General features: G+C 72.3%; 16 protein-coding genes. 11 read left to right on the plus strand and 5 right to left on the minus strand.

Features of this window, described 5'->3' with window-relative positions; translation table 11 throughout:
• Nucleotides 1–36: 36 nt before the first annotated feature.
• The 6 genes from EF387_RS39395 (at nt 37) to EF387_RS39420 (ending at nt 6,724) form a co-directional block, all read left to right on the plus strand.
• Nucleotides 37–1,548: an ABC transporter permease gene (locus EF387_RS39395; protein WP_238431947.1), complete on the plus strand. Its 1,512-nt coding sequence runs from the start codon at nt 37–39 to the stop codon at nt 1,546–1,548.
• Between the two features lies 1 nt (nt 1,549).
• Nucleotides 1,550–2,647: an ABC transporter ATP-binding protein gene (locus EF387_RS39400; RefSeq protein WP_128381421.1), complete on the plus strand. Its 1,098-nt coding sequence runs from the start codon at nt 1,550–1,552 to the stop codon at nt 2,645–2,647.
• A gap of 126 nt (nt 2,648–2,773) precedes the next feature.
• Nucleotides 2,774–3,916, plus strand: a complete 1,143-nt coding sequence (locus EF387_RS39405) for a DUF475 domain-containing protein (protein WP_128381422.1) — start codon at nt 2,774–2,776, stop codon at nt 3,914–3,916.
• Nucleotides 3,917–4,387: 471 nt separating this feature from the next.
• Nucleotides 4,388–5,224: a class II glutamine amidotransferase gene (locus EF387_RS39410; protein WP_128381423.1), complete on the plus strand. Its 837-nt coding sequence runs from the start codon at nt 4,388–4,390 to the stop codon at nt 5,222–5,224.
• Between the two features lie 277 nt (nt 5,225–5,501).
• Nucleotides 5,502–6,113, plus strand: a complete 612-nt coding sequence (locus tag EF387_RS39415; protein ID WP_128381424.1) for a DUF4396 domain-containing protein — start codon at nt 5,502–5,504, stop codon at nt 6,111–6,113.
• Between the two features lie 200 nt (nt 6,114–6,313).
• Nucleotides 6,314–6,724 carry a four-helix bundle copper-binding protein gene (locus tag EF387_RS39420; protein ID WP_128381425.1) on the plus strand — a complete coding sequence of 137 codons (411 nt, stop codon included), beginning with the start codon at nt 6,314–6,316 and terminating at the stop codon, nt 6,722–6,724.
• Between the two features lie 319 nt (nt 6,725–7,043).
• Here EF387_RS39420 and EF387_RS39425 read toward each other — a convergent pair whose 3' ends face one another.
• Nucleotides 7,044–7,715, minus strand: coding sequence for a response regulator (locus tag EF387_RS39425; RefSeq protein ID WP_128381426.1), 672 nt, complete (start codon nt 7,713–7,715; stop codon nt 7,044–7,046).
• Nucleotides 7,712–9,040, minus strand: a complete 1,329-nt coding sequence (locus tag EF387_RS39430; RefSeq protein WP_338058152.1) for a sensor histidine kinase — start codon at nt 9,038–9,040, stop codon at nt 7,712–7,714. The genes EF387_RS39425 and EF387_RS39430 overlap by 4 nt, the downstream gene beginning before the upstream one ends.
• 168 nt (nt 9,041–9,208) lie before the next feature.
• On the opposite strand from EF387_RS39430, the gene EF387_RS39435 reads away from it, so the two are divergent.
• Genes EF387_RS39435 through EF387_RS39445 form a run of 3 tightly spaced genes read left to right on the plus strand, consistent with a single transcriptional unit; the run spans nt 9,209 to nt 12,671 of the window.
• A complete protein-coding gene (locus tag EF387_RS39435) occupies nt 9,209–10,216 on the plus strand; it encodes an ABC transporter ATP-binding protein (protein ID WP_128381427.1) in 1,008 nt (335 codons plus the stop codon).
• On the plus strand, nt 10,213–11,769 hold the full coding sequence (locus EF387_RS39440) for an ABC transporter permease subunit (RefSeq protein ID WP_128381428.1): 1,557 nt from the start codon (nt 10,213–10,215) through the stop codon (nt 11,767–11,769). Before EF387_RS39435 ends, EF387_RS39440 begins: the two co-directional genes overlap by 4 nt.
• Nucleotides 11,770–11,828: 59 nt before the next feature.
• Nucleotides 11,829–12,671: an ABC transporter permease gene (locus EF387_RS39445; protein ID WP_238431948.1), complete on the plus strand. Its 843-nt coding sequence runs from the start codon at nt 11,829–11,831 to the stop codon at nt 12,669–12,671.
• Nucleotides 12,672–12,708: 37 nt separating this feature from the next.
• On the opposite strand, the gene EF387_RS39455 is transcribed toward EF387_RS39445, so the two are convergent.
• Nucleotides 12,709–15,183 carry an alpha-galactosidase gene (locus tag EF387_RS39455; RefSeq protein ID WP_238431949.1) on the minus strand — a complete coding sequence of 825 codons (2,475 nt, stop codon included), beginning with the start codon at nt 15,181–15,183 and terminating at the stop codon, nt 12,709–12,711.
• 189 nt (nt 15,184–15,372) lie between these two features.
• On the opposite strand from EF387_RS39455, the gene EF387_RS39460 reads away from it, so the two are divergent.
• Nucleotides 15,373–16,449 (plus strand): LacI family DNA-binding transcriptional regulator, encoded by a 1,077-nt coding sequence (locus EF387_RS39460; protein WP_202918513.1) that lies wholly within the window; start codon nt 15,373–15,375, stop codon nt 16,447–16,449.
• 121 nt (nt 16,450–16,570) lie between these two features.
• On the opposite strand, the gene EF387_RS39465 is transcribed toward EF387_RS39460, so the two are convergent.
• Complete coding sequence (locus EF387_RS39465; protein WP_128381430.1) at nt 16,571–17,236, minus strand: DUF5701 family protein; 666 nt, start codon at nt 17,234–17,236, stop codon at nt 16,571–16,573.
• A gap of 639 nt (nt 17,237–17,875) precedes the next feature.
• Between EF387_RS39465 and EF387_RS39470 the strand changes: the two genes are divergently transcribed.
• Nucleotides 17,876–18,376, plus strand: a complete 501-nt coding sequence (locus tag EF387_RS39470; protein ID WP_202918514.1) for a CGNR zinc finger domain-containing protein — start codon at nt 17,876–17,878, stop codon at nt 18,374–18,376.
• Between the two features lie 131 nt (nt 18,377–18,507).
• On the opposite strand, the gene EF387_RS39475 is transcribed toward EF387_RS39470, so the two are convergent.
• Nucleotides 18,508–19,953 (minus strand): MFS transporter, encoded by a 1,446-nt coding sequence (locus EF387_RS39475; protein WP_128381431.1) that lies wholly within the window; start codon nt 19,951–19,953, stop codon nt 18,508–18,510.
• Nucleotides 19,954–20,312 lie beyond the last annotated feature (359 nt).

The following is a 20,312-nucleotide window of genomic DNA, read 5'->3' on the forward strand; positions in this document are numbered from 1 at the left end:
CGGCTGCTGCCGCGCCCGGCCCTGGCCTGCGCGGCGGTGCTCGCCGTCGGCGTCGCGCTCATCCCGCTGGCCTACCTGGCGACCCGGGCCGGCGAGGCGGGCTGGGACCGGATGGCCGACGAACTGTTCACGGCGCGCACCGGGGAACTCGTCGTCCGCAGCGTGGCGCTGGCGACGGTCGTCACCGCGGCCTGCACCGCCCTGGGTGTGACCCTGGCGTTCCTGGTCACCCGCAGCGACCTGCCGGGCCGGCGGCTGCTGGGAGTCCTGGCCGCGCTGCCGCTCGCGGTGCCCAGCTATGTCGCCGCCTTCGCCTGGGTGTCCACGCTCCAGGGCGACGCGGGCGTCGGGAGCTTCGCGGGCTTCTGGGCGGCTGCCCTGGTGCTCACGCTGGTCTCGTACCCGTACGTCTACCTGCCGGTCGCGGCGGCGCTGGTGGGCTCGGACCCGGCGCAGGAGGAGGTGGCGCGGTCACTGGGCCGGGGCCCCTGGCGCACGGCCGTCGGCGTGACGCTGCGCCAGGTACGGCCCGCCGTGGCGGCGGGTGCGCTGCTCGTCGCGCTCTATGTGCTCTCCGACTTCGGTGCCGTGTCGATCCTGCGGGTGGACGTCTTCACCCGGGCCATCTTCACCGCGATCAGCCTGGGTTTCGACCGCACCGGCGCGCTGGTGCTCTCCACCGTCCTCGTCGCCCTCACCGCGCTGGTGCTGCTGGCCGAGCAGTTCAGCCGGCGGCGCGCGGCCCGCTACGCCCGGCTGGGCGGCGGGGCGGCCCGCCCGCCGGGGCGGGTGCGCCTGGGCCGGCTGCGGTGGCCGGCCGTGCTCGGGGTCGCCGGTGTGCTCGGGGCGGCTCTCGGGGTGCCGGCGGTGAGCCTGCTGAGGTGGTTCGGCGAGGGCGTCTCACGGCCCGGTTCGCTCGGCGAGCTCGCCGACGCGGCGGCGAACTCGCTGGGGGTCGCCCTGCTCGGCACGGGCCTCACCATGATGCTCGCGCTGCCGGTCGGGCTGCTGTCCGCGCGCGCCCCCGGCCTGCTCGCCATGGCCCTGGACCGCCTGGCCTATCTCTCGCACGCGCTGCCCGGCCTGGTCATCGGGCTGTCGCTGGTGTTCTTCGGCATCAACGTGGCCTATCCGCTCTACCAGAGCGTGTGGCTGCTGGCCCTCGCCTACGCGGCGCTGTTCCTGCCGCTCGCGGTCGCGGCCGTGAGCGCCGCCGTGGCACAGGCCCCGCCGGGCCTGGAGGAGGTGGCCCGCTCGCTCGGGCGCCGGCGGGCCCATGTGCTGCGCACGGTGACCGTGCCGCTGGCCGCGCCCGGCATCGGCGCCGGGGCGGCCCTGGTCTTCCTCACCTGTATGAAGGAACTGCCCGCCACCCTGCTGCTGCGTCCGACGGGAATGGACACCCTCGCCACCGGCCTGTGGACGCGCACCTCGGTAGCCGCGTACGCGGCCGCCGCCCCCTACGCGGCCCTGCTGGTGCTCATCGCCGCCGTGCCCACGTGGTGGCTGTCGGCGCGCACCGGTGTCCTCACCCGAACGGGAGGCTGACATGGCGGAGTTGCGCATCGCCGATGTCCACAAGGCCTACGGACGCGTCCGGGCGCTGTCCGGTGTGCATCTCACCGTGCGTTCCGGAGCGCTGGTGGCCGTGCTGGGCCCCTCCGGCTCGGGCAAGACCACGCTGCTGCGCTGCATCGCCGGCTTCGAGCCACCGGACGTCGGTGAGATCCGGCTCGAAGGCCGTCGCATCGCGGCCCCCGGCGCGTCGGTGCCGCCCGAGCGGCGGCGGATCGCGGTGGTCCCCCAGGAGGGCGCGCTCTTTCCGCACCTGTCCGTCCTGGACAACATCGCCTACGGGCTCGACCGGGCCGCCCGGCGGGCCGGCCGGGCGACGGCCGTGCTGGAACTCGTGGGGCTCGCGGGCTTGCAGGACCGGATGCCGCACCACCTCTCCGGCGGTCAGCAACAGCGCGTCGCGGTCGCCCGCGCACTCGCGCCCCGCCCGCCGGTGGTGCTGCTGGACGAGCCGTTCAACGCACTCGACGCCGCGCTGCGGGCCGAACTGCGCCGGGACGTCTGGCAGGCCCTGCGCGCCGACGGCGCCACGGCCGTCCTCGTCACCCACGACCAGGCGGAGGCCCTGTCGATGGCGGAGGAGGTCGCGGTCATGCGGGACGGCCGCATCGTCCAGAGCGGGCCCCCGGAGCTCCTCTACGGCTCACCGGCCGACCCGTGGGTGGCCGGGTTCGTCGGCGAGGCGGTGTGGTTGCCCGCCGTGCTGGACCGCGACCGGGCCGACACCCCGCTGGGCACGATACGGCTCACCGCCCTCGAAGGCAGTGCGCCGACCGGCACGGTGCGCGTGCTGCTCCGGCCCGAGCAGATCACGCTCGTCCCGCCCGGGGCCCCGAACGCGGTCGCCGCGACCGTCGTACGGCGCGACTTCTACGGCCATGACGCGATGCTCGCCCTGCGCCTCGACGACGGCACACGGGTCGCCGCCCGCATCTTCGACCCGGCCTCCGCCCCGCCCGCCGTCGGAGACGAGGTCTGCCTGCACGTCCGCGGCACCGCCCGCGCCTTCCCGCCCGGCGAACGCGCGAGCGGCCGACGTCCACGCGGCCGACGCCCGTCCGGCCCCGCGTAGGGCGGCCGGACGGCGCGACCACTACGAACTCAACCTCCACTGGTCACACAACGCAGACGACTCGTTCGGAAAACCCCACAATCGTGGCGCCGGACGGAACTCCCTCTCACTGCGTTTGGGACATAGATGATCTTGAGAACATTCGGCTGGTCGTTCGCCGTCACGGCGCTCGGCCTCGCCTTCGCCGCGTGGCAGTGGGGTTGGGAGGCCTTCGGGGTCGTACTGATCCTGTCGATCCTGGAGATCTCGCTGTCCTTCGACAACGCGGTCGTCAACGCCGGGATCCTGAAGAAGATGAACGCCTTCTGGCAGCGGATCTTCCTCACCATCGGCATCCTGGTCGCGGTCTTCGGAATGCGGCTGGTGTTCCCGGTCGTGATCGTCGCCATCAGCGCGAAGGTGGGTCCCGTCGAGGCGGTGCAGCTCGCCCTCGACGAGCCGGACCGCTACCAGGATCTGGTCACCGACGCCCACCCGGCGATCGCCGCCTTCGGTGGCATGTTCCTGCTGATGATCTTCCTCGACTTCGTCTTCGAGGACCGCGACATCAAGTGGCTCCGTTGGCTGGAGCGCCCCCTGGCCAGGCTGGGCAAGATCGACATGCTGTCGGTCTGCGTCGCGCTCATCGCGCTGATGGTCTCCGCGATGACCTTCGCCACCCACGCGCACATCAGCACCGGCCATGCGGACAAGGCCGCCACGGTGCTGCTCTCCGGGGTCGCCGGTCTGATCACCTACCTCGTGGTCGGCGGGCTCTCCGGGTACTTCGAGGACAGGCTCGAGGACGAGGAGGAGCACGAGCACGAGGAGGAGGAGAAGGCCAGGGCCGAGGGCAGGCCGGTCCCGGTGGTCGCCCTGGCCGGCAAGGCCGCGTTCTTCCTCTTCCTCTACCTGGAAGTCCTGGACGCCTCGTTCTCCTTCGACGGTGTCATCGGCGCCTTCGCGATCACCAACCACATCTTCTGGATGGCGCTCGGCCTGGGCATCGGCGCCATGTACGTCAGGTCGCTCACGGTCTACCTGGTCCGCCAGGGCACCCTCGACGACTACGTCTACCTCGAGCACGGCGCCCACTACGCGATCGGCGCCCTCGCCGTGATCCTGCTGGTCACCATCCAGTACGAGATCAGCGAGATCATCACCGGCCTGATCGGAGTCGTCCTGATCGCCGCCTCCTTCCTGTCGTCCGTGCGCCGCAACAAGGCGCTCGAGGCGGCCGAGGGCGGCCCGGCCCCGACCGAGAAGACCGGGGTGTCCTCCGGAGTGTGACTCCGCTGTTCGGACCCGGCCGAAGGGCCGCCCCGACCCGGGGGCCCGCGCGGTGCGCTCCGGCGCCGCGCGGGCCCCCGTTGCGTGGAACACCCCGCGGGCACCCCGTCGGCACCCCGGCGCGGGCACCCCGCCGGGACCCCGGTATCCGTAGCGCTCGTCATCACCCGCCACAGGCGATGTCTCCGCGCGGAAACCACCCGGGCCCCACCCCCGCCGGGTGATGCCCGCGCCCCCCGCTGCGCTCATGCTCGGACCGAGGACGACTCCCCGACGCTCGGACCCTGGACCCCGGACCCCGGACCCCGCGCCCCGCATCCCCGTGAGGCGCGTCCCACGCCCCCACGAGGCGGGGCGGGCCGGAACACCTCAGACCGCGACTCGGACGAGAAGCAGACGCAGAGCAGCCGCAGCCGCAGCCGCAGCCGAGAAGCAGACGCAGACGAGAAGCACAGGAAGGCGGTAGCCGCGATGTGCCGGTGGCTCGCCTACTCCGGAACACCCATCCCACTCGACACCATCCTCTACAGACCGGCGCACTCGCTGATCGACCAGAGCCTGCACTCACGGCTGGGCGTCGAGACGACCAACGGCGACGGGTTCGGCATCGGCTGGTACGCGCCGGGCCTGGCGACCACCCCCGCGATCTTCCGGGACACCGCGCCGGCATGGAGCAACCGCAACCTGCGGGAGATCGCCGACCACGTCCGCTCTCCGCTGTTCTTCGCCCACATCCGGGCCTCGACCGGTACGGCGGTGCAGCAGACGAACTGCCACCCCTTCCGCCACGGCCGCTGGATGTGGATGCACAACGGTGCCATCGACGGCTTCCACCGGACCCGACGGGACCTCGCCCTCGCCGTGGCCCCGGAGCTCTTCCCCCACATCGAGGGATCGACGGACTCCGAGATGATGTTCTTCCTGGCCCTCACCTTCGGCCTGGAGGCGGACCCGCCGGGAGCCGTCGCGCGGATGGCCGGGCTGGTGGAACGGACCGGCCACGAGCACGGGGTGGAGTTCCCGCTGCAGATGACGGCCGCCGTGACCGACGGACAGCGGCTGTGGGCGTTCCGCTATTCCAGCCGGGGAGCGTCACGTTCGCTCTACTACAGCACCCGGGTGGAGAACCTGCGAGCGCTCCACCCGGACCTGGAGTACCTCCGGGAGGTCTCCGACGAGACCCGCCTCATCGTCTCCGAGCCCCTGGGCGACCTGCCCGGCGCCTGGAACGAGGTCCCCGAGGGCAGCTACGGCGTGGTGCGGCCCGGAGCGGACGAACTCTTCCCCTTCAGCCCGCAGTCCGGCTGACCTTCAGCCCGCAGTCCGGCTGACCTTCAGCCCGCAGTCCGGCTGACCTTCAGCCCGCAGTCCGGCTGACCTTCAGCCCGCAGTCCGGCTGACCTTCAGCCCGCAGTCCGGCTGACCTTCAGTCGGCTGTCCGGCTGACCTTCCCTCGCCGGCTTCCGGACTGCCGACTGCCCCGTACCGGACCGGAAAACCCTTGTCGCTATACCCCATGGGGGTATATGGTTCCGGTGTGGAACTCGCCACCGGGTCAGACCGGACTGGAATGGGGAAGAAGGTCATGAACCACAGCGCTCACGAGACCAACACCGCTCACGAGCACGCCACGCACGACGGCCACGACGGCAACCACGGTCACGCCGACCACACGGCACACGATGCCGACCCCGGCGCGCACCACGCCGGCCACACGGCACACCACGCAGACCACACAGCGCACCACGCCGGGCATGCGCCCGGAACGAGCTGGGCGATGGCGGCCAAAGCGACCCTGCACTGCCTGACCGGCTGCGCCATCGGCGAGATCCTCGGCATGGTCATCGGCACCGCCCTGCTGTGGGGCAACGTCCCGACCATGATCCTCGCGATCACCCTCGCCTTCCTCTTCGGCTACTCCTTCACCCTCTTCGCCGTACGCCGCGCAGGCCTGGACTTCAAAACCGCCATCAAGGTCGCACTCGCCGCCGACACCGTCTCCATCGCCGTCATGGAACTCGTCGACAACGCCATCATCGCCCTCACCCCCGGCGCCATGGACGCCCACCTCTCCGACGGCTTGTTCTGGGGCGCCCTCCTGGGCGGCTTCGCCGTCGCCTTCCTCATCACCACCCCCGTCAACAAGTGGATGATCGGCCGCGGCAAAGGCCACGCCGTCGTCCACGCCTACCACTGACCACCACCCAGACGACCACCACCAGGCCGACCACCACCCGGCCGACCACGACCAGCGCACGCCCCGGGCAGCCCTGACAACACAGGGCACCCCGGGGCGCGTTTGCGTCACCGCACCCCGGCCCACTCGTCAAAGGCCGGAGGTGGACGAGGCGCGGCCGCCCGGCCCGCCGGTCTCCGGCAGCAACAGGGAGGCAACCGATGACGACCACGGTCAAGGACATGCTCAACACCTATCCGGCCGACCTCGGCGACGTCGACCGCGAAAAGCTCACCCGCTGCATCGAGGAGTGCATCGCCTGCGCCCAGGCGTGTACCGCGTGCGCGGACGCCTGCCTGTCCGAGGGCATGGTCGGCGAGCTCACCAAGTGCATCCGCACCGACATGGACTGCGCCGACATCTGCACCACGACCGCGTCCGTGCTGTCCCGCCACACCGGCTACGACGCCAACATCACCCGCGCGATCCTCCAGGCCTGCGCCACCGCCTGCAAGGCCTGCGCGGACGAATGCTCCGCCCATGCCGACGTGCACGAGCACTGCCGCCTGTGCGCCGAGGCCTGCCGCTCCTGCGAACAGGCCTGCAACGAACTCCTCCAGGCACTCGGCTGACCCCCCCCCTCGCCAAGATCGCTCGCACCGCGTCACCGGCGCGATCGCCACGGAAAGCGCCGGTGGCGCCGGGGCAACGGCGCCGGCGACAGGTCCTCCAGTCGGCGATGGATCGTCCAACCGGTGACAGATCGTTCAGCAGGTGACGGCTCGTTCAGGAGTGGGCGCCGGCGCGGGCGATGATGCGCTCCTCGCGGCCGGCCGGGCCTGGCGGGCCCGGTCGCCGGGGCCACGGCGGCCGCACGGACTCGGCGAAGACATCTGCGGGGGCATGTGCGGGGACCTCGGCGGGGACGTCGGCGGCGACGGTTCCCGCGCCTCAGTCGACCCGCGGTACCACCAGCCCCGACTCATAGGCCGCCACCACCGCCTGCGTGCGGTCGCGCAGACCCAGCTTGGCCAGGATGCGGCTCATATGCGTCTTCACGGTCTCCTCGCTGACCTGCAGCCGGGCGCCGATCTCCGGGTTGGACAGGCCCCGGGCGACCAGCTTGAGGACCTCCGTCTCGCGGGGGGTGAGTCCGGGCAGGCCCGCCGAGAGCGGCGGGGACTGGGGCCGCTGCCTGGCGAACTGCTCGATGAGCCGCCGCGTCACCGTAGGCGCCAGCAGCGCCTCGCCCGCGGCGATGACCCGTACCGCGTCGAAGAGCCGCTCGGCGGTGACGTCCTTCAGCAGGAAGCCGCTGGCACCGGCGGCCAGCGCGTCGTACACGTGCTCGTCCAGGTCGAAGGTGGTGAGTATGAGGACGCGCGGGCCGCCGCCGTCCGCGGTGAGCCGCGCGGTGGCCTGGATGCCGTCCATGCCGGGCATGCGGACGTCCATCAGCACCACGTCCGGGCTCTGCTCGGCGCAGACCCGGACTGCCTCGGCACCGTCGGAGGCCACGGCCACGACCGTGAAGTCGGGCTGGGTGCCGAGGAGTCCGGCGAAGCCGGCCCGTACGACCTCGTGGTCGTCGGCGACGACGATGCGGGTCTGTGCGGGGTTCACCGGGCGTCCTCCGTGGTGGCGGGCAGGGTGGCCTCGACCAGGAAGCCGCCGCCCGGCGCGGGCCCGGAGCGCAGCCGACCGCCGACGGTCGTGGCGCGTTCGCGCATGCCGAGCAGACCGTGGCCCAAGCCGCCCGGGCCCGGCGCCCCGCGGTCCGGGCCGGGTCCGTTGTCGCGGATGCGCAGATGGAGGGAGTCGCCCGTGTAGTGCAGTTCGACGTCGACGGCGGCGCCGGGGGCGTGCCGACGGGCGTTGGTCAGCGCCTCCTGGACTATGCGGTACGCCGCAAGCTCGACGCCTGGGTCGAGCGCGGCGACCGGGCCGCTGACGATGAGCCGGGCAGAGCCCCGGCCGGCGTCGCGGGCCTCGTCGAGCAGTTCGTTGAGCTGGGTGAGGCCGGGCTGCGGGCGGCGGGTCTCGGCCGGCGTGCCCGCGTCCTCCCGCAGCACCCCGAGCAGCCGTCGCATCTCGGTGAGCGCGGCGCGGGCCGTGTCACCGATGTCCAGCAGCCGTTCGGCGCCGGCCTCGGGCATGCCGGGGGTGGTGAGGCGGGCCGTTTCCGCCTGCACGGAGATCATCGAGATGTGATGCGCGACGACGTCGTGCAGCTCACGGGCGATCCGGGCCCGCTCGCCGCGCGCGGCGTGGTCCAGCAGCGTCTCGGCGATGGCGCGTTCGGTGGCGCTCTGCGCCAGCGCCTCACTGCGGGCTCGGCGGCCGATCGCCGCGGCGGCCACCGCGGCGCTGCACGTGGCCAGCAGGATCGCGGGGATGCGGATGCCCGCGACATCGGGATGGCCGAGCGCCACCGCCACATAGGGCACCACCAGCAGCAGCGGAAGGTGACGGGCGCCGGACCGGCCGAGCAGATGGAGGACGAGCAGTTGTGCCGCGGCCCCGCCCAGGGTCAGCGCCTGATAGCCGGTCAGGGCCAGCACACTCATGCCGGTGACACCGACGGCCGCCGCCGCGCCGTTGGTGCGCACCAGCGCGAGCGGCGTGGTGGTGCCCAGCGCCAGCAGCAGCGACAGCGGCAGTTCGGCGTGCACGCTGTCCGCGCGGACGATCATCTCGAGCGACGCGAGCAGAGCGAGCACGGACGCGGCGATCACGGGCGTCTCGGGGGCCAGGGGGAGTTTGGCGAGTCCCGCACCGGGCGGGACCGCACCGCGCGGGACCAGACCGCGCGGGCCGGCGCGGTGCATGACCTTCGAGAGGCCCCCCAGGTCCACCGCCTCGTCGAACCGGCGCACCAGCCGACCGCCCCACCGGGTGCTCCCGAGCGGCCGTCTGGCTGGGCTCTTGCGCTCAAGTCCCTTGCTCACGACCACCATTGTCGCGGGGCCGGGGCCCGACCGCGTCCCCCTGGCCAGCGGTCGCGCATCCCCCGTACGAGGGACAATTTCCGTGGCCCATCCCCCACGCCAGGGACGGCGAAGTCCGCTCCACGGCGTGACGACCGCGGCACCCGCCGTTCCCTAACCTTCCCAGCCATGGAAGCAACCATCGAAGTGCAAGGACTGCGGAAACAGTTCGGGCAGACCGTCGCCGTGGACGATCTGTCCTTCACCGTGATTCCCGGCCAGGTCACCGGCTTCGTCGGTCCCAACGGCGCGGGCAAGTCCACCACCATGCGCGTCCTGCTCGGCCTGGACTCGGCCGACGCGGGCCGCGCGCTGATCGGTGGCCGGGCATACTCCGCACTTCGCCGCCCGCTGACCCAGGTCGGCGCGTTGCTGGACGCCGCAGCCGTGCATCCCTCGCGCCGCGGCCGCGACCATCTGCTGTGGCTGGCCCATACGCACGGGCTGCCGACCCGGCGCGTCGACGAGCTGCTGGAGACCGTCGGTCTCGGTTCCGCGGGGCGCAGGCGGGCGGGCGGCTATTCGCTGGGCATGCGGCAGCGGCTGGGGATCGCCGCCGCGCTGCTGGGAGATCCGCCGGTGCTGCTCTTCGACGAGCCGGTCAACGGCCTCGATCCGGAAGGCATCCGCTGGATCCGCGGCTTTCTGCGGGCGCTGGCCCGCGAGGGGCGGGCAGTCCTGGTCTCCAGCCATCTGATGAGCGAGCTGGAGGACTCCGCCGACCATCTGGTGGTGATCGGCCGGGGCCGGCTGGTAGCCGACACCCCCGTGGCCGAGCTGCTGGCCGCGGCCTCCGGCGACCGGGTCGCGCTGCGCACCAGCGACCGTACCCGGGCCATGGCGGTGCTGGCCCGCGAGGGCGCCACCGTCGCCGCCAACGGGAAGGAGAGCCTGTCCGTCACCGGGCTGCCCGCAGAGCGGATCACCGCACTGCTGGCCGCGGGCGGCGTGCCGTTCTCCGAGGTCAGCGCGCACCGGGCGACGCTGGAGGAGGCGTACATGGAGCTCACCAGGGATGCGGTGGAGTTCCAGGCCACAGACACCCAGGCCTCGGAGCCCCGGGCCGCAGCGTCCCAGGCCTCGGAGTCCCAGGCGTCGGAGTTCCGGGCCGCGACCGGCGACGGAGACATGCGGTGAGCGCGCCGGTGAGGACCGCCCCGTACCGCTCCCAACTGCCCCCCGCGCGGGACGGTTTCGGGCAGCTGCTGCACGCGGAGTGGACCAAACTGCGCACCGTGCCCCGCTGGGGCCTGGTGCTCCTCTCCGCGATGGTGGTGACCGTGCTCGTCTCCGTGCTCGCGGTCTCGGGCAGCTCGGTCGGGGGCGGTGGGCCGGCTGCGCCCGTCGGCCCCGACGGCAACGCCGTCAAGGACACCATGCAACTCGTCCACGAGCGGTTGCCCGGAGACGGCAGCATCACCGCCCGGGTCTCCGGGCTGAAGGGCCTCAAAGCCCCCCGGCCCGACGGGGGACGGGCCGGGGGGCCGCCCGCGGTGAACACCGGCAAGACTCCGGGCTGGACCAAGGCGGGCATCATCATCAAGGCGAACACCAAGTCCGGCAGCAGTTACGCCGCGGTGGTCCTGACGCACGGCCACGGCGTACGCATGCAGTGGGACTACACGCACGACCTCGCCGGCAGCGCCACCCGGCCGGACGAGGACCGCTGGCTGCGGCTGGTACGCAAGGGCGACGTCCTGACCGGCTACGAGTCGGCGGACGGCAAGGACTGGCGCCGGGTCGGCTCGGTCCGGCCGGCCGGACTGACCGGCACCGTCGAGGCCGGGGTGTTCACGGCCGCGGCGCCGAACACCAAGGTGGAGCGCGCGTTCGGCGGCACCTCGATCGCCGAGGGGCCCGGCCGGGCCACCGCACACTTCGACGAGCTCGCGGTGAACGGCGGCGAGGGCGGCCGGCGGCAGGCCACGATCGGCCGGCCCGCCGCGCGGGACACGGTCCCGGCCGTGGACCTCGCCTCCGGCTCCTTCGAACTGCGCGGCTCCGGGGACGTCGGCCCCCTCCAGACGGACACCGACATCACCAGGCAGACCCTCAGCGGGGCGATGATCGGACTGATCCCCCTCTCCGCGCTGGGCGTACTGTTCATCACCGCCGAATACCGGCGCGGCATGATCCGCACCACGCTGACCGCCAGTCCGCGCCGGGGCCGGCTGCTGGCCGCCAAGGCGATCGTGCTGGGCGGGGTGACGTTCGTGGCCGGGCTGATCGGGGCCGTACTCTCCTTCCAGCTCGGCGAGCCCATCATGCGGCGCAACGGGCACAAGCCTCCCCGTTGGCCCGAACTGTCGCTCACCGACGGCCCGGTGCTGCGCGCCGTCATCGGCACCGCCGCGCTGCTCGCCGTCATCAGCGTCCTCGCCCTGGCCCTGGGCGCGCTGCTGCGGCATACCGCGGCCGCCATCACGCTCATCGTGGTGATGCTGGTGCTGCCGCAGATCCTGATCAGCGGACTGCCCCTCGGCGCGGCACACGCCCTGATGCGGGCCACACCGCTGGCCGGCTTCGCCATCCAGGACGCGATCGCGCGCTACGACCACGCGGCGGCGGTGTGCCTTCCCGAGGAAGGCTGCTATCCGCAGGGGCCGTGGGCCGGGTTCGCGGTGCTGTGCGTGTATGCGGCCGCAGCACTGGGGCTGGCGATCTGGCGGCTGCGCCGGCGGGACGTGTGATCCGCATGCGGGAGATGCGGGCCACGAAGAGGCCGACGGCGATGCGGGGGACGCCGCCGATGCAACCGTCGGCGGCAGTACGGGCGACGGCGGCGATGCAAGCGCTGGGGACGCTGCGGGCGGTGCGCGCCGAGTGGACGAAACTGCGCACCGTGCCCGGGAGTTGGTGGCTGCTGGTGGCCGTGGTCGCGCTGACAGTCGCGGCCGGAGGCGCGTCAGCGGCGGCGGTGACGACGGAGCACTGCCATCCGACGCCCGCCGCCTGCCAGGAGGACACGGTGAAGCTGAGCCTCACCGGCGTGTGGGTCGGGCAGGCGGCGGTCGCGATCCTCGGAGCTCTGGCGATGAGCAGCGAGTACGGCACCGGCACCATACGGGCGGCGCTGACCGCGGTGCCCTGGCGCGGTCGGCTGCTCACCGCGAAGGCGGTGGTGGTCAGCGCGCTGGCGCTGACCACGGGCGCCCTCGGCGTGCTCGGCTCGCTGCTCGTCGGCCGCCTCGTCCTCCCCGGCAATGGCTTCACCGCCGAGGCCGGCTATCCGCCGCTGTCCCTCGCGGACGGTCCGACGCTGCGGGCCGCGGTGGGCTCGATGCTCTATCTCGGGTTGATCGCCCTGCTGGCGCTGGGCGTCGCGGCGCTGGTCCGGGACACCGCGGGGGCCATCACGGTGGTGCTGGCGCTGCTGTACGTCTTCCCGGTGCTGGTCTCACTGGTCTCCAGCGAGAAGTGGCGTGAGCGGCTGCAGGAATGGGGGCCGGCCTCCGCCGGGATGGCCGTCCAGGCAACCCGGAACCTGCACAGCCTGCCGATCGGGCCCTGGCCCGGGCTGGGAGTACTCGCCCTGTACGCGGCGGCCGCGCTGCTGGCCGGCGGACTGACGTTCCGGCTCCGGGACGCCTGACCGAACCCGCCCACGCGGAGCCACGCCGCCCACCTCGTCACACCTCGCGGCCCCGTGCCGGTGGCGCCGCGTCGAGGCGGAGGAGTACGGCGGTGTTGGGGCGGGGCAGGGAGACGGTGAGCTGTCCGTCGGCGGGGTCCCAGGTAGCGGTGGCGTCGGAGGTGTGCGGGTAGAGCAGCGTGGGACGCAGGTCGACGCCGCGCAGGTGGGAGATCGTGACGGTGCGTGCGCTGTCGCCGACTCCGCTCCGGCCTCGGATGCGCGCCACTCCCCCTCGCTCGTCGTCGGCTCCGTGCCGGTCTCGGGTGTCTGGGGCTCCCCCTCGCTCGTCGTCGGCTCCGTGCCGGTCTCGGGTGTCTGGGGCTCCCCCTCGCTCGTCGTCGGCTCCGTGCCGGTCTCGGGTGTCTGGGGCTCCCCCTCGCTCGTCGTCGGCTCCGTGCCGGTCTCGGGTGCCCGGAACTCCCTCTCGCTCGTCGGTGGTCGGCTCCCGGCGCCAGAGTGTGAGCCAGGTGGCGTCATGGCCGCGCCGGCCGTAGGCGATCCAGGTGTCCTCCCACGAGGGAAGCCCGAGCGGCCAGAACGGCAGGCTGTCGGGGATCTGGGATCGGACGCCCTTGTAGACGGAGATGCCCGCGCGGACGAGTTCGAACTGCCCCGGGCTCATGCGGTCGAGGAACCCGGACAGGTGGATACGGCCCGGCAGCGCGCCGGTGAGGGTGAAGGCGATCTCGTCGAGGCTGAAGTGCGGCTGCGGGTAGGCCCATACGGCGGCCTGCTCGGGGGTCACGGCGGTCGCGGCCGAGGCCGCGATGGGCGGATAGCGCAGGGGGTTCTGCTGGTCGCTGGTGGACTGCAGCTGGGCGAGGGCGAGTTGCGCGTAGTCCATGCGCAGCCCGCCCGACGCGCAGTTCTCCAGGACGAGCCCGGGGTGCCGGTCGAGGAGGGAGCCTAGCCAGTCCAGGTGCGCGCGGTGGTGCCCGAGCAGGCCGGCGCCCGCGCTCTCGGCGCCGTCATCGGTGCCGGGACCGGTGTTGATGTTGTAGTCGAGCTTCAGATAGCCCACGCCCCACTCCGTCACGAGCCGGTCGACGACCTGGTCGAGGTGGGCGCGGGCGGCGGGGTGGCGCAGGTCCAGGTGGTGGCGGCCGTTCTCGGTGACGCGGACCCCGCCCCGGCGGAAGAACGCCTCGGGCGGCAGGGTGCGGGCCAACGGGCTGCGTACGCCGACCACTTCGGGCTCCAGCCAGAGTCCGGGGGTCATGCCGTGCTTCCTGATGGCGTCCAGGACCCGCTGGATACCCCCCGGGAAGCGGCTGTCGGAGGCCTCCCAGGCGCCGACGGCGTCCCACCAGCCCTGGGCGTCGTCGTCGTACCAGCCGGCGTCGATGACGAAGACCTCGGCGCCGGCGGACCCCGCCGCTTCGATGAGCGGCAGGAGCTTGTCGGTGGTGGGGTCACCCATCAGGGTGTTCATGTAGTCGTTGTAGATCACCGGGAGCGCCGTGTGGTCCGGGTGGCTGCGGCGCATACGGCGGCGGTAGTCGGTGAGTTCGCCGAACGCGGCGTCCAGGCCGCCGGCCCGGGCCCCGGCGAGGACGGCCGGGACGGTGGTGAACTCCTCGCCGGGTGCCAGGACTTGGCGCCACTGGTGGTGGGCGTCGTCGGGTCCGAACAGGGCGAGGTAGGCGGCACCTTCGCGTTCGCCGGTCTCGTAGCGCCAGCCCGCGCTGGACTCGATCTGCCACAGCCAGGCGCGGCCCGCCCGATCGGTGAGCGCGGCGATCGGCAGATGCCGCCCCGTGGACCAGCTGCCCTGCGAGTACCGCTCGAAGCAGCCGCGTCCGTCATGGCCGTGCGCGGACCGGTTCAGGGGGACGATGTGGTCACGGAACGCGGCGCGCCGCCAACGGCACTCGGCGAGCCAGTCGTTGTCCGCCCAGTGGAGAATGAGGCCGTCCAGGGCGTCCCTGGCGCCCACCGTGGCGTCCATGTCGTCGATGGAATTCGTGGCGTCCGCGGCCTCCGCGGCGTCCGCGGCCTCCGCGGCGTCCACGGCCTCCCTGGCGTCCACGGCCTCCGTGGCGTCCACGATGCCGCCGAGAGTAAGCGTCGACACGCTCTCCAGCTGAAGCGGGGTGCTCCCCTCGTTGACCAGGCGCACCTGGGAGCGGAGAAAGCCGGCGCCGGGGCACGTCCGCAGGGTGACGTCGGCGGCGAGGCCGGTCACCGCGTCCGCCAGCCGGACCGTCGTGCACTGCCAGCCCTCGTCCTGAACCGTCTCGTGGCCCCGGTAGGCCAGGCGGCCGCCGACGGCGGTGTCGATGAAACGCTCCCCCGACCAGGTGCGGCCGTGGCCGGTGGCGGTGACCTCCACCAGAGGAAGCAACGAGTCCCACTCCCGGCCCTGCGCTCCCAGCCTGACCGACCCGGCGGAATCCGCGAAGACATGCAGCCCCAGGGCGTCATGGGACCAGAGAAGAGAGCTCTCAGCTGCTCCGACAGCAGTAGTCAACGCGGCTTCCCTCCTGTGGGCTGCGACCGGTCGCGGGGTCTCCTGTCGGCAGCCGCCCGATGACGCCGGGACATCGCAGGACGTTCCCTGTTCGACTGCATGCCCCCTGATATGACTGCATGCCACTGCCCGACGAACGCCGGCTTCCGTCTCTTGACGGGCAGCGTTGTGACCGCTCACAATCGTTGCATGGATGTGACCGGTCACACAAGCCCCGGCAGGCACTCCCGTCCTCCCGGACAGGAACCGCGGAAGGCCCCCAGCATTCGGGACGTGGCCCAGGCGGCCGGCGTGTCCTACCAGACCGTTTCCAGGGTCATCAACCGGCACCCGGCCGTCCGCGAGGAGACCCGCAAGCGGGTCGAGGCGGCCATCGAGACGCTGGGATTCCGACGCAACCCCACCGCGTTCGCACTGGCCAGCGGCGTGACCCGGTCCGTCACGGTACTGACGTCCAACACCACCCTCTACGGCTATGCGGCCACCCTGCAGGGCCTGGAGGAAGCGGCCCGCGCCGCGGGTTACTCGCTGGGCGTGAAGGTGCTGACGCCCGAGGACGACCTGGACCGCACGATCTCCTCCGCCGCATCCGACGGTGGCGGACTGCTGGTCATCGGCTTCGACCGGCTCGGCGCCTCCGCTCTGCGCCGGGTGCCGGCGGACGTGCCGTGCGCCGCGGTCGTCGAAGCGCCCCCGCACGGCCGGAAGCCTCCCCGTCCGGCCGTGTGGACCGACGACCGCGAGGCGGCCCGCGCCGCCACCGCGCACCTCCTCGAGCTCGGCCACCGGACCGTTCACTACGTCGCGATCCCGACCTCAGTGGGCACCCGGCGCTCGGAAGGGCCGCGCGCCCAGGGCTGGCGGGCGGCCCTCGAGGCGGCCGGCATCACCCCGCCCGAACCCCACGGCGGCGAGGGCTGGGACGCGCGGGCCAGCTACGACCAGGGACAGCAACTCGCCCACGACCCGGACGTCACGGCGATCCTGTGCGGCAACGACGACCTGGCGCTGGGCGTCCTGCGCGCCCTGCACCACGCCGGCCGGTCGGTGCCCGAGGACGTCAGCGTCATCGGCTTCGACGACGCCCCCCACTCCGAGTTCCTCACCCCCTCCCTCACCACAGTCCGCATGGACTTCCAAGGGCTGGGCCGCGACGCCTTCGGTCTGCTGCGCGGGCAACTGGAGAACGACTACCGGCCCCCCGCTCCGACTTTCGTCGGCACCGCCCTGATCACCCGCGAAAGCACGCGACACCCGACAACCTGACCTCCCCGTGGGGGCCGTATCGGCAGCTCAGGGGCCACGCGTGGGCCCCGGAAACGCCTGAACCACAGCCGCGAGACGGCACGGGTCCGCCCACCGGTGTCGCCGGCGGCCGGGCAGGAACTCAAGTCGATGGGCGGCGGGTGTCGGCTGAGGCCATGCCGAGCCAGGTGTGCGGGTTGCCCTCCCAGCACCAGCCCAGCTTGGGGGCCTTCTGGCTGATCCAGATCGCGGGTACGCGGCGGTCGCCGCTCCGCGAGCCGCCGAGTGAGAAGCACTTGTTCTTCACGAGGACGTGCGGGAAGTGGGTGACGAGGGCGATCCCCTCCTCGATGGTGAGGAGCGTGCGTCCCCGTTCGGCGATGGTGGCCATGGCGTCGCGCGGTACGACTCCGCAGAACTCCTCGCCGCGTTCGACGTCGAGGAGAAGGTACGCCTGCTCCCCGGGAAGGTGCGCCTCGGGCGTGGCGACGAAGCGTTCGAGGGCGCCGGGTTCGAAGGAGCGGTCGACGAATCCGGGAAGCTTCCCGCCGTGCAGGGTGGTGCGCGGCATCGTCTCCTCGACAGGGGCGAGCTCGCGGGTGACGACCAGCACGAATGGCACGCGGCCAGACTCGGGGTCGTAGTCCGTGCCCGCTGTGAGGGCCGTGGCCCGCAACGGCTCGAGCAGGGCGGCGAACCGCTCCGGGGTGAGACCGGACAACTTCGGGTAGCCCAGCTCGGTGAGCGTGCGAACCTGCCGGTCGAACTCGGCTGCCGGGCCGAAGGGGGCGGGGTCGACTGCGGTCATGCGGGTTCCTCTCGTTCGGTGAGTGCGAGTCGGTCGCGTGCGCCTCGGAGGTGACGACGGATCTGGTGGCGATGACCGGGCGGTCGCCGACGTGCCGCCCGGCATGACCGCCCGGTACGACCGCACCGACCGGCATGACCGTGACGCCGCGTCCGAGCCTCACGACGTTGCCGACGACGGTGCCGACGATGGTTCCGGAACTGCTCGGCATCGACGGTGACGAGGGGCTGGAGGAGTACCAAGCGCGGGTGGTCCCGGAAGAGGTCCCCCGGCGCTGTCGGGTGGGGAATCGTGGACATGGCCTCCACGATTCCCGGCCCGGGCCGGGCGATCAACGACGGGTTCGGCAAGGACCCATAACCCCTGACTTATGGTGCGCCCCGGCCATGGCGGCTCCGTGCCGATGGGCAGGCGGTGCGCACGTTTCGGCCTTCAGGCGGAAACGGCGGGGGCGGCCGGATTGACCGGATTGAATCGGGAGTATGCGACACCGGTCCAGCGCAGGGGGCCGGCGCCGGGGATTTCCACCACCTGCCGGACCGTGAACTCGACGAGCCGCTCGGCTGGAGGTACGGAAGCCGCGCGTCCGGCGTCCCAGTGCCGAAGAGACCCACACCCAGCGCACAGAGAGGACGGGCGTTGACCTCAGACCCCGACCGGCAACTCCCGCAGGGCGACCCTCGCCCGCTGATCGGCGAGCCTCTCTCCCTCGACCTGCTGACCACGCGCTGGAGAGACGCCGAAGGCCCTCGTGACCTGCTGGAATCCACTGAAGGTCTGCGGATCTGGCTTGGCTCCGCCGGCCTGGCCGACCGGACCGCCGCCGACCGGCCGACCCTGGACGCCCTGCTCGACGTACGCGACGCCCTGCTGGAGCTGGTGCGGCACGGAAACTCGCCGGAAGCCTCGGCCGCACTCGACCGAACGCTCTCCCACGGCCATATCCGCCGGTCACTTGGACCCGAAGGGGTGCGGGAAACCTTGGAGACAGACGACCCGGCTTATCTGGCCGCGTGGCTGGCAGCCGACGACTGCCTCCGCCTTCTCCAGAGTGCGCCGACCCGCATCAGGCGCTGTGCGCACCCCGAGTGCGTGCTCCACTTCCACGACATCTCCAAGAACGGCACGCGCCGCTGGTGATCCATGGCGGGCTGCGCAACCGGGCCAAGGCGTCCCGCCACTACGCACGCCACAAGAACGAGCCGCCGACGGCCACGCGCCCGCCCAGGGGCTGACCGTCCTCACGTGGACCCTCCTCACGTGGACCGTCCTTACGTGGACCGTTTCTGGCTCTCCGGCGTGTCGTGGCCGCTCCGGAAGACAGCGGCGATGAGGACGGCGCCCAGCACGAGGAGGGCGGCTGCCACGGTGAGCCCGAAGGAGAAGCCGTCCGTAGCGGCGCGCAGCGGGTCGGCCGAATCGGCCGTCAGGGCGTCGCTGCGGCGTGCGGCCAAGGTGACCAGGACCGCCAACCCCACAGCGCCGCCCACTTGTTGGACGGAGCTGAAGACGGCCGAGCCGAGACCGGCGTTGTCCTCGGTGGTGCCCGTGAGTGCGGCGCCCGTCAGGGCGGGCAGGCTCAGACCGCACCCGAGGCTCGTGACGAGCAAGCCCGGCAGTACACCCGGTGCGTAGCTGGCGCCCGGCGTCACGCCGGACAGCAGGAGCAGCCCGGCCGAGCTGATCAGGAACGACACGGCAAGAGGCATGCGCACCCCGAACCTGATCACCGCGCGGGAGGAGAGCCACATGCCTGTGAGGATTCCGGCGCCGAAGGGGAGGTAGGCGAAGCCGGCCTCGAGCGGGCCGTAGCCGACCACGGTCTGCAGGTGGATCATCAGCAGGAACGCCATCGCGTAGAAGGCGGCGGAGAACAGCAGGGTCGCGCCGTTGGCCACGGCGCGGGGCCGGAAGGAGATGAACGACAGCGGCACCAACGGCTCCGCCGCGCGGGACTCGACCGCGAGAAACGCGACGCCCAGCACGGCGGCCAGGAGCAGCGATCCGACGCAGGACGTGTTGCCCCAGCCACCCGGCTCTCCCGCCTGCAGCAGCCCGTAGACCAGAGCCAGGACGGCGCCCGTGCCCAGCACCGCACCGGATACGTCCAGGCGTGCCCGACTGGTGGCCCGGCTCTCGGCGACCAAGCGCGGCAGCAGCACGAGCGCGCCCACGGCCACGGGCAGGTTGATCAGAAAGATCCAGCGCCAGGAGGTGAGGCCGGTCAGTGCGCCGGAGATCACCAGGCCCGTCGTGCCACCCAGACCGGCGATGCCGCCCCAGATGCCGAGGGCCTTGGCACGCTCCTCGGTGCCGGGGTACAGAAGGGTGATCAGTGACAGGGCGGCCGGGCTCGCCATGGCCGCGCCCGCCCCCTGGACGAACCGCCCGACCACGAGTTGCCAGGGTTCCTGGGCCAACCCGCAGACCAGGCTCGCCGCGCCGAACAGTGCCACGCCACTGAGGAAGACGCGGCGACGGCCCCACAGGTCCGCCGCCCGGCCGAACAGCAACAGCAGCCCGCCGAAGGCGAGAAAGTAGGCGTTGACGACCCATGCCAGGCCCGCGGTGCTGAAGCCGAGATCCTCCCGGACGCTGGGGAGAGCGACGCTGACCACGGTGTCGTCCAGTACGAGCATGAACTGGACGAAGCACAGGACGATCAATGCCGGCCGAGGGCGACCTGTGGCTGGGGAGAGGGCTGATGCCGGCGTCATGAGAGGTGTCCCGTCGGCGCGTTGAGTCCGTACGGACAACGGCAGCGCTCCAGGCGCGGATGGTTGAGGGGCATGAGATGACGCTATGGAGCAGCAGTGATGGCCACAATCCGCGATGGGGCCGCGTTGTGTCGCCATGAGGACATACCTTGGACGCGTGTCCGAGGCCTTCGAAGAAGCCGCCCCGCCGGGAGTGGGGGCGATCGTCGTGGGGAACTTTCCCCTGGCGGCGCAATGCCGTTGTTTGAGGAGTCAAGCGGTGCCGTGACCGGTCGGTGTTCTGCTCGTTGGATGGGTCATGCATCCGTGGGTGGGGTTGTCTGATGATGTGCGGCTGGGGGTGCTCACCGAGTGGGTGA

The organism is Streptomyces cavernae, from assembly GCF_004023625.1.
Lineage (GTDB): Bacteria > Actinomycetota > Actinomycetes > Streptomycetales > Streptomycetaceae > Streptomyces > Streptomyces cavernae.